The 20,610-nt window shown below is 68.9% G+C and carries 19 protein-coding genes; 5 read left to right on the forward strand and 14 right to left on the reverse strand.

Going from position 1 to position 20,610, the window contains the following annotated elements:
• Window positions 1-16: 16 nt before the first annotated feature.
• From AAG565_RS11065 to AAG565_RS11080, 4 genes are read left to right on the forward strand one after another with little or no spacing between them, the layout of a single operon-like run.
• Window positions 17-883 carry an A24 family peptidase gene (locus tag AAG565_RS11065; protein ID WP_348819655.1) on the forward strand — a complete coding sequence of 289 codons (867 nt, stop codon included), beginning with the start codon at window positions 17-19 and terminating at the stop codon, window positions 881-883.
• Between the two features lie 9 nt (window positions 884-892).
• Window positions 893-1,534: a dephospho-CoA kinase gene (coaE, locus tag AAG565_RS11070; protein ID WP_348819656.1), complete on the forward strand. Its 642-nt coding sequence runs from the start codon at window positions 893-895 to the stop codon at window positions 1,532-1,534.
• Window positions 1,535-1,591: 57 nt separating this feature from the next.
• Window positions 1,592-2,350, forward strand: a complete 759-nt coding sequence (gene zapD / locus AAG565_RS11075; RefSeq protein WP_348819657.1) for a cell division protein ZapD — start codon at window positions 1,592-1,594, stop codon at window positions 2,348-2,350.
• Window positions 2,351-2,382: 32 nt separating this feature from the next.
• Complete coding sequence (locus AAG565_RS11080; protein ID WP_348819678.1) at window positions 2,383-2,562, forward strand: DNA gyrase inhibitor YacG; 180 nt, start codon at window positions 2,383-2,385, stop codon at window positions 2,560-2,562.
• On the opposite strand, the gene AAG565_RS11085 is transcribed toward AAG565_RS11080, so the two are convergent.
• From AAG565_RS11085 to AAG565_RS11100, 4 genes are all read right to left on the reverse strand, one after another.
• Window positions 2,547-3,512: a Nudix family hydrolase gene (locus tag AAG565_RS11085; protein WP_348819658.1), complete on the reverse strand. Its 966-nt coding sequence runs from the start codon at window positions 3,510-3,512 to the stop codon at window positions 2,547-2,549. The genes AAG565_RS11080 and AAG565_RS11085 overlap by 16 nt on opposite strands.
• A 46-nt stretch (window positions 3,513-3,558) precedes the next feature.
• Window positions 3,559-4,779, reverse strand: a complete 1,221-nt coding sequence (gene argJ / locus AAG565_RS11090; RefSeq protein WP_348819659.1) for a bifunctional glutamate N-acetyltransferase/amino-acid acetyltransferase ArgJ — start codon at window positions 4,777-4,779, stop codon at window positions 3,559-3,561.
• 88 nt (window positions 4,780-4,867) lie between these two features.
• Window positions 4,868-7,639 (reverse strand): preprotein translocase subunit SecA, encoded by a 2,772-nt coding sequence (gene secA, locus AAG565_RS11095; RefSeq protein ID WP_348819660.1) that lies wholly within the window; start codon window positions 7,637-7,639, stop codon window positions 4,868-4,870.
• 148 nt (window positions 7,640-7,787) lie between these two features.
• A complete protein-coding gene (locus tag AAG565_RS11100) occupies window positions 7,788-8,720 on the reverse strand; it encodes a M23 family metallopeptidase (protein ID WP_348819661.1) in 933 nt (310 codons plus the stop codon).
• Between the two features lie 9 nt (window positions 8,721-8,729).
• On the opposite strand from AAG565_RS11100, the gene AAG565_RS11105 reads away from it, so the two are divergent.
• A complete protein-coding gene (locus AAG565_RS11105) occupies window positions 8,730-9,065 on the forward strand; it encodes a hypothetical protein (RefSeq protein WP_348819662.1) in 336 nt (111 codons plus the stop codon).
• Between the two features lie 63 nt (window positions 9,066-9,128).
• Here the strand turns inward: AAG565_RS11105 and lpxC are convergent, their stop codons facing one another.
• The 10 genes from lpxC to murD all read right to left on the reverse strand — a co-directional run bounded on the left by lpxC (window position 9,129) and on the right by murD (window position 20,610).
• Complete coding sequence (gene lpxC, locus AAG565_RS11110; protein WP_348819663.1) at window positions 9,129-10,049, reverse strand: UDP-3-O-acyl-N-acetylglucosamine deacetylase; 921 nt, start codon at window positions 10,047-10,049, stop codon at window positions 9,129-9,131.
• Window positions 10,050-10,204: 155 nt separating this feature from the next.
• Window positions 10,205-11,422 carry a cell division protein FtsZ gene (gene ftsZ, locus AAG565_RS11115; protein WP_348819664.1) on the reverse strand — a complete coding sequence of 406 codons (1,218 nt, stop codon included), beginning with the start codon at window positions 11,420-11,422 and terminating at the stop codon, window positions 10,205-10,207.
• Between the two features lie 161 nt (window positions 11,423-11,583).
• On the reverse strand, window positions 11,584-12,813 hold the full coding sequence (ftsA, locus tag AAG565_RS11120; RefSeq protein ID WP_348819665.1) for a cell division protein FtsA: 1,230 nt from the start codon (window positions 12,811-12,813) through the stop codon (window positions 11,584-11,586).
• Between the two features lie 3 nt (window positions 12,814-12,816).
• The gene (locus AAG565_RS11125; RefSeq protein ID WP_348819666.1) at window positions 12,817-13,587 is read right to left on the reverse strand and encodes a cell division protein FtsQ/DivIB; all 771 of its coding nucleotides are present in this window, start codon (window positions 13,585-13,587) and stop codon (window positions 12,817-12,819) included.
• Complete coding sequence (locus AAG565_RS11130; protein WP_348819667.1) at window positions 13,584-14,585, reverse strand: D-alanine--D-alanine ligase; 1,002 nt, start codon at window positions 14,583-14,585, stop codon at window positions 13,584-13,586. Before AAG565_RS11130 ends, AAG565_RS11125 begins: the two co-directional genes overlap by 4 nt.
• Window positions 14,582-15,481 (reverse strand): UDP-N-acetylmuramate dehydrogenase, encoded by a 900-nt coding sequence (gene murB / locus AAG565_RS11135; RefSeq protein ID WP_348819679.1) that lies wholly within the window; start codon window positions 15,479-15,481, stop codon window positions 14,582-14,584. The genes AAG565_RS11130 and murB overlap by 4 nt, the downstream gene beginning before the upstream one ends.
• A 26-nt stretch (window positions 15,482-15,507) precedes the next feature.
• Complete coding sequence (gene murC / locus AAG565_RS11140; RefSeq protein WP_348819668.1) at window positions 15,508-16,938, reverse strand: UDP-N-acetylmuramate--L-alanine ligase; 1,431 nt, start codon at window positions 16,936-16,938, stop codon at window positions 15,508-15,510.
• Window positions 16,935-17,993 carry an undecaprenyldiphospho-muramoylpentapeptide beta-N-acetylglucosaminyltransferase gene (murG, locus tag AAG565_RS11145; protein ID WP_348819680.1) on the reverse strand — a complete coding sequence of 353 codons (1,059 nt, stop codon included), beginning with the start codon at window positions 17,991-17,993 and terminating at the stop codon, window positions 16,935-16,937. Before murG ends, murC begins: the two co-directional genes overlap by 4 nt.
• A 5-nt stretch (window positions 17,994-17,998) precedes the next feature.
• Window positions 17,999-19,186, reverse strand: coding sequence for a putative lipid II flippase FtsW (gene ftsW, locus AAG565_RS11150; protein WP_348819669.1), 1,188 nt, complete (start codon window positions 19,184-19,186; stop codon window positions 17,999-18,001).
• Window positions 19,183-20,610 (reverse strand): UDP-N-acetylmuramoyl-L-alanine--D-glutamate ligase, encoded by a 1,428-nt coding sequence (gene murD / locus AAG565_RS11155; protein WP_348819670.1) that lies wholly within the window; start codon window positions 20,608-20,610, stop codon window positions 19,183-19,185. The genes ftsW and murD overlap by 4 nt, the downstream gene beginning before the upstream one ends.

Genomic DNA, 20,610 nt, shown 5'->3' on the forward strand with positions numbered 1-20,610 from the left:
CGATCGACCTCACCGCATGGAACTCCTACAAGGGCTGCAGACCAGCCCCGGCCTGCTCGTGGTCGCCTGCACGGCGCTGGGACTGGTCATCGGCAGTTTTCTCAACGTCGTCATCCTGCGCCTGCCGCGGATGATGGAACTGGCCTGGCGCCGGGAAGCGCGCGAGCTGCTCGAACTGCCGCCCGTCGAGGAAGCACCGCTGTCACTGATCCGACCCGCCTCGCGCTGCCCCGGCTGCGGGGCCGCGATCAAGCCGTGGCACAACGTGCCGGTGCTCGGCTGGCTGTGGCTGCGCGGACGCTGCGCGGCCTGCCGCGCGCCGATCTCGGCGCAGTATCCGCTGGTGGAACTGGCCTGCGGCGTCCTCAGTGCCCTGTGCGCCGTGCGTTTCGGCTGGGGTCCGCAGCTCGCCGCCGCGCTGGTGTTCACCTGGGTGCTGCTGACGCTGGCGTTGATCGACCTGCGCACGACCCTGCTGCCGGACGATCTGACGCTGCCCCTGCTGTGGCTGGGTCTGGGACTGAGTCTCGTGCCGGTGTTCGCGCCGCCGCCGTCCGCGATCGTCGGCGCGATGACCGGCTACCTGAGCCTGTGGAGCGTGTTCCAGCTGTTCAAGCTGGCCACCGGCAAGGAGGGCATGGGCTACGGCGACTTCAAGTTGCTGGCCGCGATCGGCGCCTGGCTCGGCTGGCAGGCCCTGCCGATGGTCATCCTGCTGTCCTCGCTGGTCGGCGCCACCGTCGGCATCGGCATGGTGCTGTTCCTGCGCCACGACCGCCGCGTACCGATTCCCTTCGGACCCTACCTCGCAGCCGCCGGCTGGCTGGCGCTGATGTATGGCGACAGGCTGCAATCGGCGTACTTCCAGGCCATCGGCATCTGAGGCCGGGCGATGCTCACCATCGGTCTGACCGGCGGCGTCGCCAGTGGCAAGTCAACCGTGCAAGGCCGGTTCGCGGCGCTGGGCGTGCCGGTTCTGGACGCGGACCTCGTCGCACGCGAGGTCGTCGCGCCCGGACAGCCGGCGCTGGCCCGGATCGCCGCCGAGTTCGGCGCCGGGATGATCCTGCCGGACGGCACCCTCGACCGGCGGCGCATGCGTGAGCACGTGTTCGCGCATCCGGCCGAACGCCGGCGCCTGGAGGCGATCACGCACCCGGCGATCCGGGCGAGGATGCAGGCGTGGAAGGCCGCCCAGACCGCCCCTTACTGCGTACTCAGTGTGGCCATCCTCATCGAAGCCGGGATGCAGAGCCTGGTGGACCGCATCCTCGTGATCGATGTCCCCGAGGACGTGCAGCGGGACCGGTTGTGCAGCCGCGACGGCATCACGACCGAGCTGGCCGCACAGATGCTGGCGGCGCAGCTGCCGAGGCAACGACGGTTGGCGGCCGCTAACGACGTCATCGTCAACGCCGGCGATCTGCATACGCTCGAAGCTTGTGTCGAACTCCTGCACCGGCACTATCTCGACCTGGCGCGGCGTGGTCAGCCGCGGGCCGCCGGCCTGCGTTTGCCCGCTTCAGTGAACTAGGTCACAATCAATTTTTGATATTCGAGATGGGCGCCCGGCGTGACCTCAGCGGCAGCGGTGACCGCATTCGAACAGCCCCTGACCGAACGGGTCCGCACCTTCCTGCGCCTGGAGTTCCTGTTTGCGCAGCATGCCCATCACCGCCGTGATTCCAGCGAGTTCGGCATCCGCGCGACGCTGACGACGCTGCTCGACACGCTCGTGGTGCTGTCGCGCTCCGACCTGAAGAACGACATCCTCAAGGAACTCAACGAGCAGCACGGCCATCTGACCCGGCTCGCGGCCAAGCCCGGCGTGGACCCGCAGCGCCTGGACAGCGCGCTGACCGACATCCGCCGCGCGCAGAACGGCTTGCAGCAGCTGACGACGCAGTTTGCCGGCGCGCTGCTGCGTGAGAACGATTTTCTCAACGGCATCCTCAACCGCTCGGGCATTCCCGGCGGCACGTGTGGCTTCGACCTTCCGCACTATCACTACTGGCTATCACAGCCTCACGAGCTGGTGCGGCGCGATCTCGACGCCTGGCACGCCGAGATCCACGCCTACGAGGTCGCCATCAACCTCTACCTGCACATGCTGCGCGCCAGCATCGAGCCACGGCCGGCGGATGCGCGTGCAGGGATGTACGTCATCGCGCCGCCGGGCCCCTGTCAGATGATCCGCGTGCTGGTCGCGCAGGACTGCGGCGTCTATCCGGAGATCAGTGCCGGCAAGCACCGCTGCACGGTGCGCTTCATGAACGCGCGCAATGCCAGCGCGCGCGCGCAGCAGGCGACGAACGACATTCCCTTCCAGATCCAGTTCTGCGCACTGTGAAGCCGACGCCGGACAAGGCCCGCGCAGGGCGCATCGCCGCGTGCCCGCAGTGCGGGAAATCGACGCGGCTGGACGCGCAGAATCCCTGGCGCCCGTTCTGCAGCGAACGCTGCAGGCTGATCGATCTCGGCGCCTGGTTCTCCGGCGAACGCCGCATCGCCGACGAGGCGCCGGTGGATCCCTCCGCGCCGGCCCCTCAGTCCGACCAGTAGGCCGAGATCCCGGCAACGCCCTGCGCGTAGGCCGCGAAGGCCTGCGCCAGGTCGCGCGGGCCGACGCCGCCCAGGGCATACACCGGCAGGCCGGCATACTGCGCCGCATCGGCGAAGGCCGGCCAGCCGATCGGCGTGGCACCGGGATGGCTGCGTGTCTCCTGCACCGGCCCCAGCACCGCGGCATCGAATCCGGCCTGGGCGGCGCGGCGGAGTTCTTCCGGGCCGTGGCAGGACGCCAGCTGCAGCGCGGGTCCGCCCTCAGCGCGCGCAGCGCGGCCGGCCAGCATCGCGGCACTCGCGTGCCAGCCGTCCGCACCCAGTTGCACGGCCGCGACCGGATCGCGGTCCAGAATCATGCGCAGACCCTGCGCCTGGACATGCGGCATCAGCGCACGGGCGCAGCGTCGGTAAGCCGCGTCGTCGAGTCGCGGCAGGCGCAGACGCAGGAGTGCGCCGGGCGGCAGACGCACCAGGCGCGGCAGCAGCCAGGGCAGGGTCGCGTCGGGGGGCGTGAAGACATAGTGCTCGGGCAACAGCAGCGCACGCACGGTCGGCCACACGGTCGGCAGCGCCTGCGGCCAGGCCTGCAGCCGGCCGGCCGGCACCCACGCGAAGCTCTGTCCCTCGCGGCCATGCGGCTCCCCGGAGAAACGCGTGACCAGCCAGGTGTCGAGCAGGACCGTGCGATTGCTGTACTCGTGGCGGAAGCGGATCAGCGGACGCGCATCCTCGACGGTGATGCCCAGTTCCTCGTGCAGCTCGCGCGACAGCGCTGCGCGCGGCGGTTCGCCCGCTTCGATCTTGCCGCCCGGGAACTCCCAGCAACCCGCCGCGATCTTGCCTTCGGGCCTCTGCGCCAGCAGCACCTCGCCCGATGGCTGCCGCAACACCCCGCAGGCCACATGGATCAAGGGCCGGGAACCGGAGGCGGCGACAGCGTCGGCCATGTGTGCCTCTACGATTCCCGGTTCTCCATTCCCGATTCCCGTACGCTCACGTGCGGTACTCGGCATTGATCTTCACGTAGTCGTAGCTGAAGTCACAGGTCCACACGGTGGTTTCGGCGACGCCGCGTCCGAGGCCGATCGAGATCGTGAACTCGTCCTTGGCGACCACCGCGGCGCCGAGCGCTTCGCGATACTCGGGGTGCGGCTCGCCGCCGGCGATCAGCTGCACGTCGTCGAGCGCCACGCTGACCGTGCGCGCCTCCAGGCCGGGCACGCCGGCCTTGCCGATCGCCATGACGATGCGTCCCCAGTTGGCATCCGAGGCGAACATCGCGGTCTTGACCAGCGGCGAATGCGCCACCGACAGCGCGACCTGCCGCGCTTCCCTGGCATCGCGTGCCCCATGCACGCGGATCGTGATGAACTTGGTCGCCCCCTCGCCGTCACGGACGATCGCGTGTGCCAGCTCGCGGCAGACGTCGTGGATCGCGGCGGCCACCACGGCATAGTCCGGATGTGAGACATCGACATCCTCGCTCCCGGTCCGTGCAGTGGCGAACAGCATGCAGGCGTCATTGGTCGAGGTGTCGCCATCGACGGTGACGCAGTTGAAGGTCCGGGCGACCGCGTCCTCCAGCGCGCGCCGGACCGCCGACGGCGTCAGGCGTGCATCGGTGCCGACATAGGCCAGCATCGTCGCCATGTCCGGGTGGATCATGCCGACGCCCTTGGCGATGCCGGTGACGGTGATCTCGCCCTGCGAGGTGGCGACCTTGCGTGTCGCGCCCTTGGGCACGGTGTCGGTGGTCATGATCGCGCGCATCGCATCGGTCCAGCCGTCGGCGCGCAGATCCTGCGCCGCGCGGGGGATTGCCGCGGTCATGCGCTGCAGCGGCAACCGCTGACCGATCACGCCCGTCGAGAACGGCAGCACCTGGTCCGCGCCGCAGCCGAGCGCCTGCGCCGCCGCGGCACAGCTGGCGCGCGCGTCCTCGACACCGCCGCTGCCTGTCGCCGCATTGGCATTGCCGGCATTGACCAGCAGCCCGCGGACCTGCGTCCCGGCGGCGAGCACCTGCCGACACAGCTGAACCGGCGCAGCGGCGAATGCACTCTGCGTGAACACACCGGCGACCCGGCTGCCGGCGGCGAGCTCGATCAACAGCAGATCCTTGCGGCCTGGCTTCTTGATCGCGGCCTCGGCCACACCCAGCCGGACGCCGGGCACCGGATGGAGAAACTCGGGGACTCGCAGGTTGACGGCCATGGTGCTGCACCCAAACAAAAAGGCGCCCGAATGCGGACGCCTCGATATTGTGCGACGCTTCGCTGGCGCAGGCCAGCCTCGCCGTTCCTCAGACCAGCGCGCCGTGACAGTGCTTGTACTTCTTGCCGCTACCACAGGGGCAAGGTTCGTTGCGGCCGACCTTGGGCATCTCGCGGACCACCGTCGCCGGCCGCTGCGGGGGTGGCGGCGCGGCCTCCAGCCGACGCGGCCCGGCGCCCTCGGCCGCCTCCGCCGACGCGGTCTCGACCGCCGCCTCCTCGACACCCGGGGCGGACTCGTGCTGCAGCTGCATCTTGCGCTCCAGTGCCTGCGCCTGCCGGCGGCGCTGCTCCTCGACCTGCTGCACCTCGGACTCGGTCTGGATGCGCACGCGCGCCAGCAGCGAGATCACCTCGTGCTTGTAGCGCGCGAGCATGTCGTTGAACATCGTGAACGCTTCGCGCTTGTATTCCTGCTTCGGATCCTTCTGCGCGTAGCCGCGCAGGTGGATGCCCTGGCGCAGGTAATCCATCGACGCCAGATGCTCGCGCCACAGATTGTCGAGCACCTGCAGCATGATCGCCTTCTCGAAATGCTCCAGGACCGGTGCGCCGATCTGCGCCTTCTTCTGCGCATAGGCATCGGCGACCGCCGCGACGAGACGCTCGCGCAGCCCCTTCTCGTTGAGATCCTTCTCGCTGTCGAGCCACTGCCGGATCGGCAGTTCGAGCAGGAAGTCGCGCTTGAGGGAATCCTGCAGGCCGTCGATGTTCCACTGCTCCTCGATGCTCTGCGGCGGGATGTAGGCGTCGATCACCGCGTTGACGACATCCGGGCGGATGTCATCGACCATCGACGTCACGCTCTGCGCCGCCATGATGCTGTTGCGCAGCTCATAGACCGCCTTGCGCTGGTCGTTGGCGACGTTGTCGAACTCGAGCAGATGCTTGCGGATGTCGAAGTTGTGGGCCTCGACCTTGCGCTGCGCGGTCTCGATCGCCCGCGTGACCCAGCGGTGCTCGATCGCCTCGCCTTCCTGCATGCCGAGCTTCTGCAGCATCGCGCGCATGCGGGGCGGCGTGAAGATGCGCATCAGCGTGTCGTCGAGCGACAGGTAGAAGCGCGACGCGCCGGGATCGCCCTGACGTCCGGAACGTCCGCGCAGCTGGTTGTCGATGCGCCGCGATTCGTGGCGCTCGGATCCGATCACGTACAGACCGCCGGCCTGCACGACGAGGTCGTGGCGTTCCTGCCAGGCCTTGCGCGCCGCATCGCGCGCCGCACCGTCCTCTGCAGGAATCTGCGCCAGCTCGGCCTCGAGATTGCCGCCGAGCACGATGTCGGTGCCGCGGCCGGCCATGTTGGTGGCGATCGTCACCGCGCCCGGACGGCCGGCCTGGGCGACGATCTCGGCTTCACGCTCGTGCTGCTTGGCGTTGAGCACCTCGTGCGCGATGCCTGCCTTCTTCAGCAGCGCCGACAGCAGCTCCGAGGTCTCGATGCTCGCGGTGCCGACCAGCACCGGCTGCTGGCGCGCGTGCGCCTGCTTGATCTCGCCGATGACCGCGTCGAACTTCTCCTTCGCCGTCATGTACACCAGGTCGCCCTGGTCCTTGCGGATCATCGGCCGGTTGGTCGGGATGACCACCACTTCCAGGTTGTAGATGTTCTGGAACTCGAAGGCCTCGGTGTCGGCCGTGCCGGTCATGCCGGACAGCTTGTTGTAGAGGCGAAAATAGTTCTGGAAGGTGATCGACGCCAGCGTCTGGTTCTCCTGCTGGATCGCCACGCCTTCCTTGGCCTCGACCGCCTGGTGCAGGCCATCGCTCCAGCGGCGTCCGGCCATCATGCGACCGGTGAACTCGTCGATGATCACGACCTGCCCGTTGCGCACGATGTACTCGACGTCGCGCTTGTACAGATGGTGCGCACGCAACAGCGCATTCAGGTGGTGCAGCAGGATGATGTTGGCGGCGTCGTAGAGGCTGTCCTCGTCGCCGAGCAGCTTCGCGGAGCGCATCAGCTCCTCGACCTTCTCGTGGCCGGCCTCGGTGAGATGGACCTGTTTGGACTTCTCGTCCAGGGAGAAGTCACCGGGGCCGTCTTCCTCTTCCTGGCGCGTCAGGCGTGGGATCAGCGCGTTGATGCGCCGGTACAGCTCCGGATCGTCGTCGGTCGGCCCGCTGATGATCAGCGGCGTGCGCGCCTCGTCGATCAGGATCGAATCGACCTCATCGACGATCGCGTAGTTCTGTCCGCGCTGCACCTTGTCGGTGAGCGCGAAGGCCATGTTGTCGCGCAGGTAGTCGAAGCCGAGCTCGTTGTTCGTGGCGTAGGTGATGTCGCAGGCGTAGGCCTCGCGCTTCTCCTGGTTGGACTGACCCGAGACGATCACGCCGACCGACATGCCCAGGAAGCGGAAGATGCGCCCCATCCAGTCGGCGTCGCGGCGTGCGAGATAGTCGTTGACGGTGACGATGTGCACGCCCTTGCCCGGCAGGGCATTGAGATAGGCCGGCAGCGTCGCCACCAGGGTCTTGCCCTCACCGGTGCGCATCTCGGAGATCTTGCCCTCGTGCAGCACCGCGCCGCCGATCAGCTGCACGTCGAAGTGACGCATGTTGAGCACGCGCTTGCCGGCTTCGCGCACGACCGCGAAGGCGTCGGCCTGGATCTGGTCCAGGGTCTCGCCCTTGGCCAGGCGTTCACGCAGCACGGCCGTCTGCGCCGCCAGATCCGCGTCGCTCATCCCGGCGTAGCGGGGCTCCAGGGCATTGACCTGTTCGACCAGGCGATTCAGGCGTTTGAGAACGCGCTGGTTGCGGCTCCCGAAAACGCGGGCCAGCAGAGTGTTGATCATAGATTCCGATTCTGACCGCGCCGTGCGCAGGGTGATGGATCGTCGTATTGCCGCCGACGAGGCCCGGCGGCCAATCAAGGGCGCGTATTATGCCTCGCCTTCGGACCGCGATCCGTGGATCGAGTTCTCAGCACCGCGGCCCCGTCGTTCAGCGCGCGGCGTGGATGTACTGCTCGGGATCGACGATGTTGCCGTTGTAGAGGACTTCGAAGTGGACATGCGGTCCGGTGGACCGGCCCGACGAGCCCATCCTGGCGATGCGCTGTCCCTTGGACACCTTGTCGCCGGCGGCCACCAGCACCTGGCTGTTGTGGCCGTAGCGCGTCGTGTAGCCGTTACCGTGGTTGATCTCGACGAGGTTGCCGTAGCCGTCGCGCGGTCCCGCCTCGGTGACGATGCCGGCCGCCACCGACAGGACGTCGGCACCCGGACGCCCGGCGAAGTCGATGCCCTGATGACGGGTCAGGCGCCCGGTGAACGGATCGGTGCGCACACCGAACAGCGAGCTGATCCAGCCTCCGTCGATCGGCCAGCCGGACGGCCGGACCTCCTTCTGCATGCGGCTGGTCAGCAGCAGATCTTCCAGCACCCGGAACTGGCGCTCGCGGTCGGACAGCTGGCGCTCGAAATCGCCCAGCGATGCGAGCAGCGCGTCGAGGCCGCTGTCGCCGAGCACGGCGGACTCCGGGCCACCGATCGCCGGCGGCTGGTCGAAGTTGAACTCGCCGCGGTCGAGGCCGGCGATCTCGGTCAGCCGCTGGCCCGCGGCATCCAGGCGCAGAATGTGCGCCTGCAGCTGGGCGATGCGTCGTGCCAGCGCCGCGGAATTCTGCTCCGCCTGCGCCCGCGCGGCCTCCAGCGCGCTACGCTGCAGCCGCACCTCCTCGGACCAGTTCGATACCAGTGCGGACGGCAGGCCCGCACCGGCGCCCAAGCCGCGTGACCAGAAACCCGCCGCGAAGGAAGCCGAGACGACCAGCAGCAGCGCGAGCACCAGCGGCAGCCAGCCCAGGACGTGGTGCAGATCTAGCGGAAACCGCCAAGTGCGGCCACGCTTATGGCTGACGACGATGATGTCCATGGGTGGCCAGTGATCTCCGATACAACCGAACCGCGAAACCTGAAGCAAATCCTCAGCCAGAACCCGCAACGCACGGGCGGCGTCATCACGCGCGCCCAGCGGCTGGCCGACATCAATCGCTCCCTGCGCGACTGGTGCGACGAACCCTGGGTCCACCAGGTCCGCATCGCCAACATCCGTGGCGACACCGCGGTCCTGTACGCATCATCCGCCCCCGCCCTGCTGCGCGCACGGCAACGGCAGCGCGCGCTGCTGGCCTGGCTCAAGACCCGTCACCTGCTTTCGTGCACCCGGATCGAAGCCAAGGTGCGCCCCCCGGTTACCGGCTCGATCGGCCGAGTGTAGTCGGCCACGGCCGGTCGGCGCAAGCCAAGTGGCTGAAACTGCGGGTTTTCCCTGAGTGCCGGCTCAGGCGGCGGCGAGGCTGCCGCGCACGAATGAAATCGGCGCCGGACGCGTGGCGTCGTCGTAGGTGGTGAGCTCGAACGCCGAAGGGTCCGCCAGCACGGCGCGCACCAGCTTGTTGTTCAGGGCATGCCCGGACTTGTAGGCGGTGAACGCGCCCACCACCGGGTGCCCGAGCAGGTACAGATCGCCGATCGCGTCGAGAATCTTGTGCCGCACGAACTCGTCCTCGTAGCGCAGGCCTTCGCGGTTGACCACGCGGTAATCGTCCAGCGCCACGACATTGTCCAGGCTCGCGCCCAACCCCAGGTTCGCCGCGCGCAAGGTGTCGATCTCGCGCATGAAGCCGAACGTGCGCGCGCGACTGACCTCGCTCACATAGCTGGTGGTCGAAAAGTCGATGACCGCGCTCTGGCCGGACGCGCGCAACGCCGGATGGCGGAAATCGATCGAGAACGTCAGGCGGAAACCGTCGTAGGGCTCGAAGCGCGCCCACTTGTCCGCGTCCTGCACCTGCACCGGCTGACGGATGCGCAGGAACTTCTTCGGCGCGTCCTGCTCGTGGATGCCGGCGGACTGGATCAGGAACACGAAAGGCCCGGAGCTGCCGTCCATGATCGGCACCTCCGGCGAGGACAGTTCGACGACGCAGTTGTCGATGCCCAGGCCGGCGAAGGCCGACATCAGGTGCTCGACGGTCATGATCTTGGTGCCGTCGTCGGCCACCAGCGTGCTGCACATCACCGCCTCGCGCAGCAGATGGGCCCGCGACGGCACCTCGACGACCGGGGACAGGTCGGTACGGCGGAACACGATGCCGGTGTCGGGGCCGGCCGGCAGCAACGACATGTACACCTTGCGGCCGGAATGCAGGCCGATGCCGCTGGCCCGCACGGCCTGCTTGAGGGTTCGTTGTCTGACCATCTCGCGTGTTTCGCTGTTCACCACCGGATACAAGAAGGGCGCGGCGTGGGTGGCACGCTGCGCCCCATTGACACGCGAGTTTAACATGGCGTTCCGCGCTCACCCTGGCCGGGCCGCGGGGCCATGAATCGCCCCTGAACCGCGGTGACCGGCGGTCAGTCGGCCAGGTTACGCAGGAAGGTGGGGATGTTGATGATGTCGTCCCCCAGGTCTGGGAACGCCGCGCCGCCGCCGGCCGCGGCAACCTTGCGCTGGCGGTGGTAGGCCGGGATCTCCAGGTTCGCCGAACCCAGCGACGGCATCGCCGGCATGCCCGGCAGTGTCGTCTCCGGCCGCACGAAGGGAGCGACCTTGGGATTCTGCGGCGTCGCCGGCGCGGCCTGTACGGCGTGCTTGGTGCCGGGCAGACCGGTGGCGACGACGGTCACGCGCAGCATGCCGTCGAGGTTCGGGTTCATCGACATGCCGCACTTGGCATCGGCCTCGTCGGACGCGATCTCGGCGACGCGCGAGTTGATGTACTCGAGCTCCTCCATCGTCAGCGATTCGTCGCAGGTGACGTTGACGAGCAGGCCGCGGGCACCGTGCAGCTCGATGTCGTCCAGCAGCGGACTCGACAGTGCCATCTCGACCGCCTTCTCGGCGCGGCCCTCGCCGCTGGCCTGGCCGATGCCCATCATCGACATGCCGCGGTTCGACATGACCGTGCGCACGTCCGCGAAGTCCACGTTGACCAGGCCCGGCCGGGTGATCAGGTCGGAGATGCCCTGCACCGCGTTCTGCAGCACGTCGTTGGCCGCGCGGAAGCAGTTGAGCACCGTGATCTTCGTGCCGAGCACCAGCCCCAGCTTCTCGTTCGGGATCAGGATCAGCGAATCGCTGTACTGACGCAGCTCGTCGATACCCTTGAGCGCGACAGCCATGCGCTTCTTGCCCTCGTGCGCGAACGGCTTGGTCACGACCGCAACGGTCAGCACGCCCAGTTCCTTGGCGATCTGCGCAATCACCGGTGCCGCGCCGGTGCCGGTGCCGCCGCCCATGCCGGCGGTGACGAACAGCAGGTCGGTACCCTCGATCATCTCGCGGATGCGGTCGCGGTCCTCCTCGGCGGCCTGGCGGCCGACATCGGGGTTGGAACCGGCACCCAGACCGCGCGTGATCTCCGCGCCCAGCTGCAGCTGGGCGGTCGGCGTGCAGCGCTCGAGGTGATCGCGATCGGTGTTGGCGCAGATGAACTCGACCCCGTCGATGCTCGCCTGCGCCATCTGATTGACGGTGTTGCAGCCACCGCCGCCGACGCCGATGACACGGATGACCGCGCGCTTGCGCTGGCCGTCTTCCAGTTCGAATACGTCTCGTGCTTGTCCGCCCATCTGTCCGCTCCTGCGCGTGCGCGCGTTACGTGTTGCCATCACCCGTCGGTTCGCGCCGCACCGGCAGCGACGAACTCTGTTTTTTTATACCTACTACGCCGCAAATTTAATATAGATAAACACTGTGCCAATGTCAACAAAAAATGTTCGGTATCTGCAAATTAAAAACTCCCCTTGAACCACTCGCCGGCGCGCTGCATCCAGTACCCGAAGCCCTGGTTCGCGGCCCGGGCCACCTGCGGACGGGACTGGCGTCCGTACAGCAGCAGGCCCACGGCGGTGGCATACGCCGGATTGCGCGTCACGTCCTTGAGCCCGGCGACGTTGTGCGGCATGCCGATGCGCACCGGCAGCTCAAACACCTGCTCGGCGAGCTCGACGACGCCCGGCATCTGCGCCGACGCACCGGTGAGCACCACGCCGCCGCCGATCAGCTCGTACCATTCGGAGCGGTGCAGCTCCCTGCGCACGAACCGGAACAGTTCCTCGTAACGCGGCTTGATCACCTCCGCGAGCGTCAGGCGCGACAGCCGCCGCGGCGGCTGATCGCCGACACCCCGGACCTCGATCTCCTCGTGGCCGGCGGCGAACTGCGGCAGCGCGACGCCGTACTGGACCTTCAGCTCCTCCGCGTAGGGCGCCGGCGTGCGGAACGCGACGCTGATGTCGTTCGTGACCTGGTTGCCGGCGATCGGCAGCACGGCGGTGTGGCGGATCGAGCCGCCGCGGAACACGGCGATGTCGGAGGTGCCGCCGCCGATATCGACCATGCACACGCCGAGGTCGCGCTCGTCCGGCAGCAGCGTCGCGTAACTCGACGCCAGATGCTGGAGAATCAGCTTGTCCACCTTCAGGCCGCAGGACTCGACACACTTGTAGATGTTCTGCGCCGCCGAGATCGAGCCGGTGACGATGTGCACCTTGGCCTCGAGACGCACCCCATGCATGCCGATCGGATCGTGGATGCCTTCGCGGCCATCGACGACGAACTCCTGCGGGATCACGTGCAGGATCTTCTGGTCGGCCGGAATCGCGATCGCGCGCGCCGCATCCATGACGCTGTCCACGTCGCGCTCGCTGACGCTGCCGGCCCGCACGGGCGCGACGCCGGTCGAGTTGAAGCTGCGAATGTGCGTGCCGGAGATGCCGACATAGACCGACTGCGCACGGCAATTGGCCATGTGCTCGGCGTTCTCCACCGCGCGCTTGATCGCCTGTGTGGTCTGCTCGATGTTGACGACATCGCCACGGTTCATGCCGCGCGAGGCATGCTCGCCGCGGCCGACGATCTCGACCTCGCCATCCGGCGTGATCTGCCCCACCACCGCGGCGCACTTCGACGTGCCGACGTCCAGTCCCACGAGCAGCTTGCGTTCTTCGCGTCGCGCCATGCGTCAGTTCCTCTTTGCGTCGGCAGGGAGCTCGCGCCAGCCCACCGAGAAGCCATTGGTGTATCGAAGGTCCACGTACTTGACCGCGTCCATGCGCGCGGCCAGTGCCTGCGCAGCCGGGCCCAGCAGCACATCGACCGCAGTCAGCGGATCGTCGCGGCCGAAGCGCAGCACGACGCCATCGCGTGTGGTCCCGGTCCAGTCGCCGCGCGCGTCCTCGCCCAGACTCAGCAGCGCGAACGGCGAACCGTCGAGCCGCGCGGACAGCCGCCGATAGGTGGCCAGCACGCGCGGCGCGCTGCCCTCGGGACCGGACAGCTCGGGCAGCGACTCGGGGACCTCGCGCCCTTGCGGCGCGAAAATCACGGCGTCGCCGTCGAGCAGGCCGTCCGTGCCCCAGCGCGCTGCCGGCATCCGTTCCCACAGGCGCAGCCGCACGGTCGCCGGCCACTCGCGCTCGACACGCACGCGCGCGACCCACGGCAGGCTCTGCACCGCCTGGTGCACGGCATCGAGATCCACATCGACGAAGCGCGCATCGAGCAGCGGCCGCACGGCCGCGTCGATCTCGGCGGCGCTGACCCGGCGCAGCTCGCCCTCGATCAGCAGCCGCGCGACCGGCCGCGCGCCGGTCATCTGGAAGAAGGCCCAGACCGCCGCCGCCGCCGCGCACAGTGCCGCGCTGCCGATCAGGAAGCGCAGCAGCCGCGACCGGCCGCTGGGCCCGGCCGTCTCGTCCTCGAACACTTCCGCATCCATCGCGATCGCCGTCATCGCGCCGCTCCGTGCACCGGCTGCAGCGTCGTTTCCAGGATCGCCCAGCACAGTTCGGCGTAATCCATGCCGCGCGCGCGGGCCGCCATCGGCACCAGGCTGTGCGAGGTCATGCCGGGCACCAGGTTGACCTCGATCAGCCACGGCCGGTCCTGCGCGTCGAGCATGAAATCGACACGGCCCCAGCCGCGTGCGCCGATCGTTTCGAAGGCGCACAGACAGATCGTCTGGATGCGCGCCTCGAGCCCGGAGTCCAGGCCGCTGGGACAGTGATAACGCGTCGCGTCGGACAGATACTTGGCGTTGTAGTCGTAAAACTCGCCATCGGGCTCGATGCGGATCAGCGGTAGCGCTTCGCCATCGAGGACCGCGCAGGTGAATTCGTGGCCATGCGCGCCACCGGCGATGTAGCGTTCGGCCATCACGGTGCGTGGGATGGCGGCCTCGCCGCACGCCAGCCGCCAGGCCGCATCGAGCTGATCCGCGGACTTGACCTTGCTGACGCCGACGCTGGAGCCTTCCTCCGACGGCTTGAGGATGAAGGGATAGTCCAGCTGCGCGGCGGCGGCGTCGAGCTCGACACGGCTGCGCACCCAGACGTAGTCCGGCGTCGGCAGCGCTTCGGCCTTCCACAGGCGCTTGGTGCGCAGCTTGTCCATCGCCAGCGCAGACGCCAGCACGCCGCTGCCGGTGTACGGGATGCCCTGCAGATCGAGCACCGCCTGAAGCGTGCCGTCCTCGCCGCCGGTGCCGTGCAGCACGTTGAATACCCGCGCGATGCCGTGCTCCTTGAGGCGCAGCACGTTGTCGCGCGTCGCGTCGATCGCGACGACATCGACACCCCTGGAGCGCAACGCGTCGGTCACGCCCTGCCCCGACCACAGCGACACCTGGCGCTCGGCGGACCAGCCGCCCATCAGCACGCCGACACGACCGAAAGCGGCGGGGTCGGTGACGCGCGGACGGGACGCATGGAGCGTGAGGCGTGAGGCGCTCAAGACGGCTCTCCAACGATTCTGACTTCCGGCAGCAGTTCGACGCCGGTCCTGGTCTTCACGATTCCACGGATGTGCTCGATCAGCGCCTCGATATCCGCGGCGCGTGTGCCTTCGCCGGCGATCAGGAAATTCGCGTGCTGCGTCGAAACCTCGGCCGCGCCGATGCGAAAACCCTTGAGCCCGCAGGATTCGATCAGGCGCGCAGCGTGATCGCCCGGCGGGTTGCGGAAGGTGCTGCCGGCACTGGGCTTGCCGACCGGCTGCGAGGCCTTGCGTCGGGCCAGCGACTCGCGCGTCTGGCGTGCATGGCTGCCGTCGCTGTCGGCGTGCACCCGGAAACGCGCCGCCAGGAAGCCGAGCAGCCCGGCCGGCAGCTCGACATGGCGGTACGCGTAGTGAAACGCCGCCGGCGCGAGCCAGCGCGCCGTGCCATCGCGGTACAGCCCCTCGACCTCGGCCACGTTCGGCCAGGTTTCGCCGCCCCAGGCTCCGGCGTTCATCGCCAGCGCGCCGCCGACCGTACCCGGAATGCCGGCCATGAAACCGAGCCCGGCGAGTGCGTGGCGCTCGGTGAACTTGGCCAGGCGCGCGCAGTGCACGCCGGCTTCGGCGTACACGTGAGACCCTTCAAGCCGCAGCACGTCGAGCGCGCCGTGCAGCGCGATCACCGTGCCACGCCAGCCGCCGTCGCGGACCAGCAGGTTGCTGCCCAGTCCGAGCCAGAGCACGGGCTCGTCCGTCGCCAAGGAGCGGACGAAGGCGATCAGGTCGTCGCGATCGGCCGGCTCGTAGTAGCGGTCCGCGGGTCCGCCCACGCGCCAACTCGTATGCCGTGCCATCGGTTCGTCGCGCAGCAGGCGGCCGCGCAGCTTTGGGGACGATTCCCGATTCCCGATTCCCGATTCCCGGCGGCCAGGCACGTTCACGCCGTGCTCCCGAAACGCCGGACCAGCAGTCCCGGCAGGCTGCCGACATCGCCCGCGCCGAGCGTCAGCACGACATCGCCGTCCTGCACGATGCGCTCGATCACTGCGGGCGCTTCGGCGAGTCCGCCGGACAGCAGCACCGGCTCGACCTGCCCGCGCGCGCGGATGCCGCGTGCGAGCGCGCGCGCATCGGCGCCCTCGATGGGCGCTTCGCCGGCGGCATAGACCTCGGCGAGCAGCAGTACGTCGGCGCCCGCCAGCACGGCGCAGAAGTCGTCGAACAGGTCGCGCGTGCGCGTATAGCGGTGCGGCTGGAACACGACGACCAGACGCCGCCCCGGGTGGGCGCTGCGCATCGCCTGGAACGTCGCCTCGATCTCGCGCGGATGGTGGCCATAGTCATCGACCAGCCACACGCGCCGCTGGCCGATCGTCAGCAGGCCATGCTGCTCGCAGCGCCGGCCGATGCCTTCGAACGAGGTGAACGCGCGGCGCATCGACTCGACGTCCACGCCCAGCTCGCGGCCGATCGCGACGGCAACCAGGGCGTTCTGCACGTTGTGCCGGCCGGGCAGGTTGAGATGGAAATCGGCACGGAAGCCGTCGCTGCCGATCGCGGTGAAATGCGCACCGCTGCCCTCCGGGCGCACGTCGGATGCACGCAGGTCCGCATCCTCGGAGTAGCCGTAGGTCAGCACCGGCCGCCCGACTTCCGGGATCGTGTCGCGCACCACCGGATCGTCGATGCACAGCACGGCCAGGCCGTAGAACGGCAGTCGATGCAGAAACTCGACGAACGTCGCGCGCAGCCGGCGGAAGTCGTGACCATAGGTTTCCAGATGATCGGCGTCGATGTTGGTCACCGCCGCCATCATCGGCATCAGATGCAGGAACGAGGCATCGCTCTCATCGGCCTCCGCGACGAGGTAGTCGCCGGCCCCGAGGCGCGCGTTGCTGCCGGCCGACTTGAGCTTGCCGCCGATCACGTAGGTCGGATCGAGACCGCCCTCCGCGAGCACGCTCGCCACCAGACTCGTCGTCGTGGTCTTGCCGTGCGTACCGGCGATGGCGATGCCGTAGCGGAAGCGCATCAGCTCGGCGAGCATCTCCGCGCGACGCACCACCGGCATGCGGTGCTCGCGGGCATAGCGCAGTTCGGGATTGTCCTCCCGGACCGCGGTGGAGACGACGACCGCGTCCGCGCCCACGGTGTGCGCGGCGTCGTGCCCCAGATGGATCCTCGCGCCCAGCGCCGCGAGCCGCTGCGTCGCCGCACTGTCCTTCAAGTCGCTGCCGCTGACCTCGTAGCCGAGGTTGATCAGCACCTCGGCGATGCCGGCCATGCCCGAACCGCCGATGCCGAGCAGGTGGATGCGGCGCACGCGGCGCATCGGCCGGGTCATCAGGTTCTGGACCGTTTCCGTCATGCCCATTCTCCATCGGCGAACTGCAGACAGACATCGGCAATGCGCGCGGTGGCATCCGGCCAGGCGGCGGCGCGCGCCGCCTCGGACATGCGCCGCAGGCGCTGGCGGTCGCCCAGCAGCTCGCGCAGCAGCGCGGCCAGCTGCGCCGGGGTAGCGTCGCGCTCCGGCAACAGCACCGCGGCGCCGGCGTTGACGAGATACTCGGCGTTGCGCGTCTGGTGGTCATCGACGGCGAACGGGAAAGGCACCAGCAGCGAGGCCACGCCGGCCGCACTGAGCTCGGCGATGGTCGAGGCACCGGCGCGGCAGACGACGAGATCGGCCCAGGCCAGCGCGCCAGGCATGTCGTCGATGAAGGACTCGATCCGCGCTTCGACACCGACTTCGGCGTAGGCGCGCCGGGCGATGTCGAGCGTGCGCCCGGCCTGGTGACGAACCTCCGGACGCTGCGCCGGGGCGAGCAGGGCCAGCGCGCGCGGCACCTGCTCGTTGAGCGCCTTCGCGCCCTGGCTGCCGCCGACGACGAGCAGCCGCGGCGCGCCCTCGTGTTCGAGGCGCTGCGCGGCCGCAGGCACCGCGGCGAAGCCGGCACGCACCGGGTTGCCCACCGTCTGCGCATCGCGGAAGGTGCCGGGGAACGCTTCGAGCACGCAGCGCGCGAGTCTTGCCAGCCAGCGATTGGTCAGGCCGGCGGCGGCGTTCTGCTCGTGCACGACCAGAGGCCGGCGCAGCAGCCAGGCCGCGACGCCACCGGGCCCGGCGGCGAAGCCGCCCATGCCGAGCACGGCATCGGGCCGCTCGCGGCGCAGGATCGCCAGCGCCTGCAGGATGGCGCGCAGCAGTTGCAGCGGCGCCTGCAGCAGCTTGAGCAGACCCTTGCCGCGCAGGCCGGAGACGCACACGTACTGCATCGGGATGCCATGCGGCGGCACGACTCGCGCCTCGAAACTGTCCGGCGCACCCATCCAGACGACCTGATGTCCGCGTTCGCGTAGATAGTCGGCGACGGCGAGCGCCGGATAGACGTGGCCACCGGTGCCGCCGGCCATGATCATCAGCTTCACGGCTGGTACTCCGCGGGCGTGACGGAGAAGCCAGCGGCGCGGTTCTCGTAATCCACGCGCAGGATCAGGCCCAGCATCGCGCACACCGTCAGCAGCGAGGAGCCGCCGTAGCTCAGCAGCGGCAGCGTCAGGCCCTTGGTCGGCAGCAGGCCGAGATTCACCGCCATGTTGACCAGCGCCTGCAGGCCGATCCAGCCGGTCAGTCCGTAGGCCAGGTAGGCCGGGAACAGGCGACCGTTGACTTCGGCCGTGCGGCCGATCGCAAAGCCGCGCCACACGATCACGCCGAACAGCGCGATGAGCACACCGATCCCCGCCAGGCCCAGTTCCTCGGCGAGGATCGCGAAGATGAAGTCGGTGTGCATTTCGGGCAGGTAGAGCAGCTTCTGCACGCTGTTGCCCAGGCCGACGCCGGTCCATTCGCCGCGGCCGACGGCGATCAGCGACTGCGCCAGCTGCCAGCCGCCGTTCTCGACATCGGCCCAGGGGTTCATGAAATTGAGCACGCGCCGCAGGCGATAGGGTTCGGCCAGCGCCAGCGCCGCGAGCGCCCCGCCGCCGAGCGCAGCGAAGCCCAGGTAGTAACCGACCCGCGCGCCGCCGAGAAACAGCATCAGGAAGGCCACGCCCATCAGGATCGCGGTCGCGCCGAAATCGGGCTCCATCAGCAGCAGACCGCAGGGCAGCAACAGCGCCAGCAGAGGCAGCAACAGCCCCTTGAGCGTGTTCTGCAGCGCCGCCTGGCGGCGTGAGATATAGCCGGCGAGGAACACCACGAGCGCCAGTCGTGCCGGTTCGGAAGCCTGCAGGCGGAACACACCCAGATCGATCCAGCGCCGTGCCGCGTTCACCGTGATGCCGATGCCCGGCACCAGCACCAGGACCAGCAGCAGCAGCGCGAACAGGTACAAGGGCACGCTGGTGTGCTGCCAGGCGCGCATCGGCAGGCAGTACATCAGCCCGCCCAGCGCCGCACCGAGTCCGACGAAGAGCAGCTGGCGGTAGAAGAAATGGAATGCGTCGCCGGTCAGCTTTTCGGCCTGCGCCACCGAGGCAGAGGCCACCATGATCAGGCCCCAGCCGAGCAGCACGACGACGGCACCGCACAGCCAGGCGTCCAGGCCATGGCGCGCACTGGGCAGCGGCACGGCGCCACCGAGACGGTCGAGAAGGACCGCGCTCACGCCGTGCCTCCGGCCATCGCCAGCACCGCCGCGCGGAAGCGGTCGCCGCGGTCGATGTAGTTGCGGAACTGGTCGAAGCTCGCGCAGGCCGGCGACAGCAACACCTGGTCACCGGGCTGGGCGAGCTCGCGCGCCCGGTGCAGCGCGGCGCCCAGGTCCGGTACGCGGAACACGGGCAGCGCGCCGGCGATGTCGGCTTCGATGCGTCCGGCGTCCTCGCCGAACAGCACGGCCGCCCGGCCCTTGCACGCCAGCGGCTCGCGCAGTTCGGCGAAGGACTGGCCCTTGCCCTGGCCGCCGCCGAGCCAGACGATGGGCGCCGGCAGGCCATTGAGCGCGGCCAGCGTCGAGCCGACGTTGGTGCCCTTGGAATCGTTGAAGTAGCGCACGCCAAGGATCTCGGCGACGAACTCGCAGCGGTGCGGCAGGCCGGTGAAACCGCGCAGTGCGCGCAGTGCGGCTTCGCGCGGGATGCCGGCTGCGTCGGCCAGCGCCAGCGCCGCGAGCGCATTGGCGACATTGTGCAGACCGAAGATCTTCAGTTCGGCCATCGCAAAGACGGGAATCGGGAATCGGGACTCTGGAATCGTTTCAGCGAGCCACTTCTGGCCGTTCTGTTCGATCAGGCCATAGCCTCTGGTGGAGGCCGGAGCACCAAGCCCGAAGCTCAGCAGCGCTTGCGATTCCCGATTCCCGATTCCCGATTCCCGGGCGAGTGCGACCACGCGCTCATCGTCACGGTTCACGATCGCGGCCGCGCAGCCTTTGAAGATGCGCGCCTTCGCCGCGCCATAGCGCGCCATCGTGCCATGCCGGTCGAGGTGGTCCGGCGACAGATTCAGGATCGTCGCCGCCGCGCAACGCAGGCTGCGCGTGGTTTCGAGCTGGAAGCTCGACAGCTCCAGCACGTAGAGCTGCACGTCGTCGGCGAGCAGGTCGAGCGCCGGCGTACCCAGATTGCCGCCGACGGCGACGCGCATGCCGGCGGCCCTGCCCATCTCGCCGACCAGCGTCGTCACCGTGGACTTGCCGTTCGAGCCGGTGATGCCGATGACGGCCGGCGGCACGCCGGAGACAGGAGCCGCATGCACCGCGCGGGCGAAGAGTTCGATGTCGCCGACGATTTCGACGCCGGCCGCGGCCAGCTCGCGCACGAACGGTTCTTCGAGCGCGATGCCCGGCGACACCACGGCCATCGTGAACTGTGACAGCGGCTGCGGCGCCGAGAACGCGCCGAGCCGGAATTCGACCTGCGGATACTGCGCGCGCAGCGCTTCGACGCCTGCAGGTGCTGCACGCGAATCGGTCACGACAACGTCGGCGCCCTCACGGACGAGGTAGCGCAGTACCGAGCCGCCGGAAACGCCCAGCCCAACGACGAGCACGCGCTCGCTGCCGTAGCGTTGTTGCGTTTCGCGTCTCAC

Source organism: Fontimonas sp. SYSU GA230001 (assembly GCF_040066175.1).
Taxonomy (GTDB): Bacteria; Pseudomonadota; Gammaproteobacteria; order Nevskiales; family Nevskiaceae; genus Solimonas.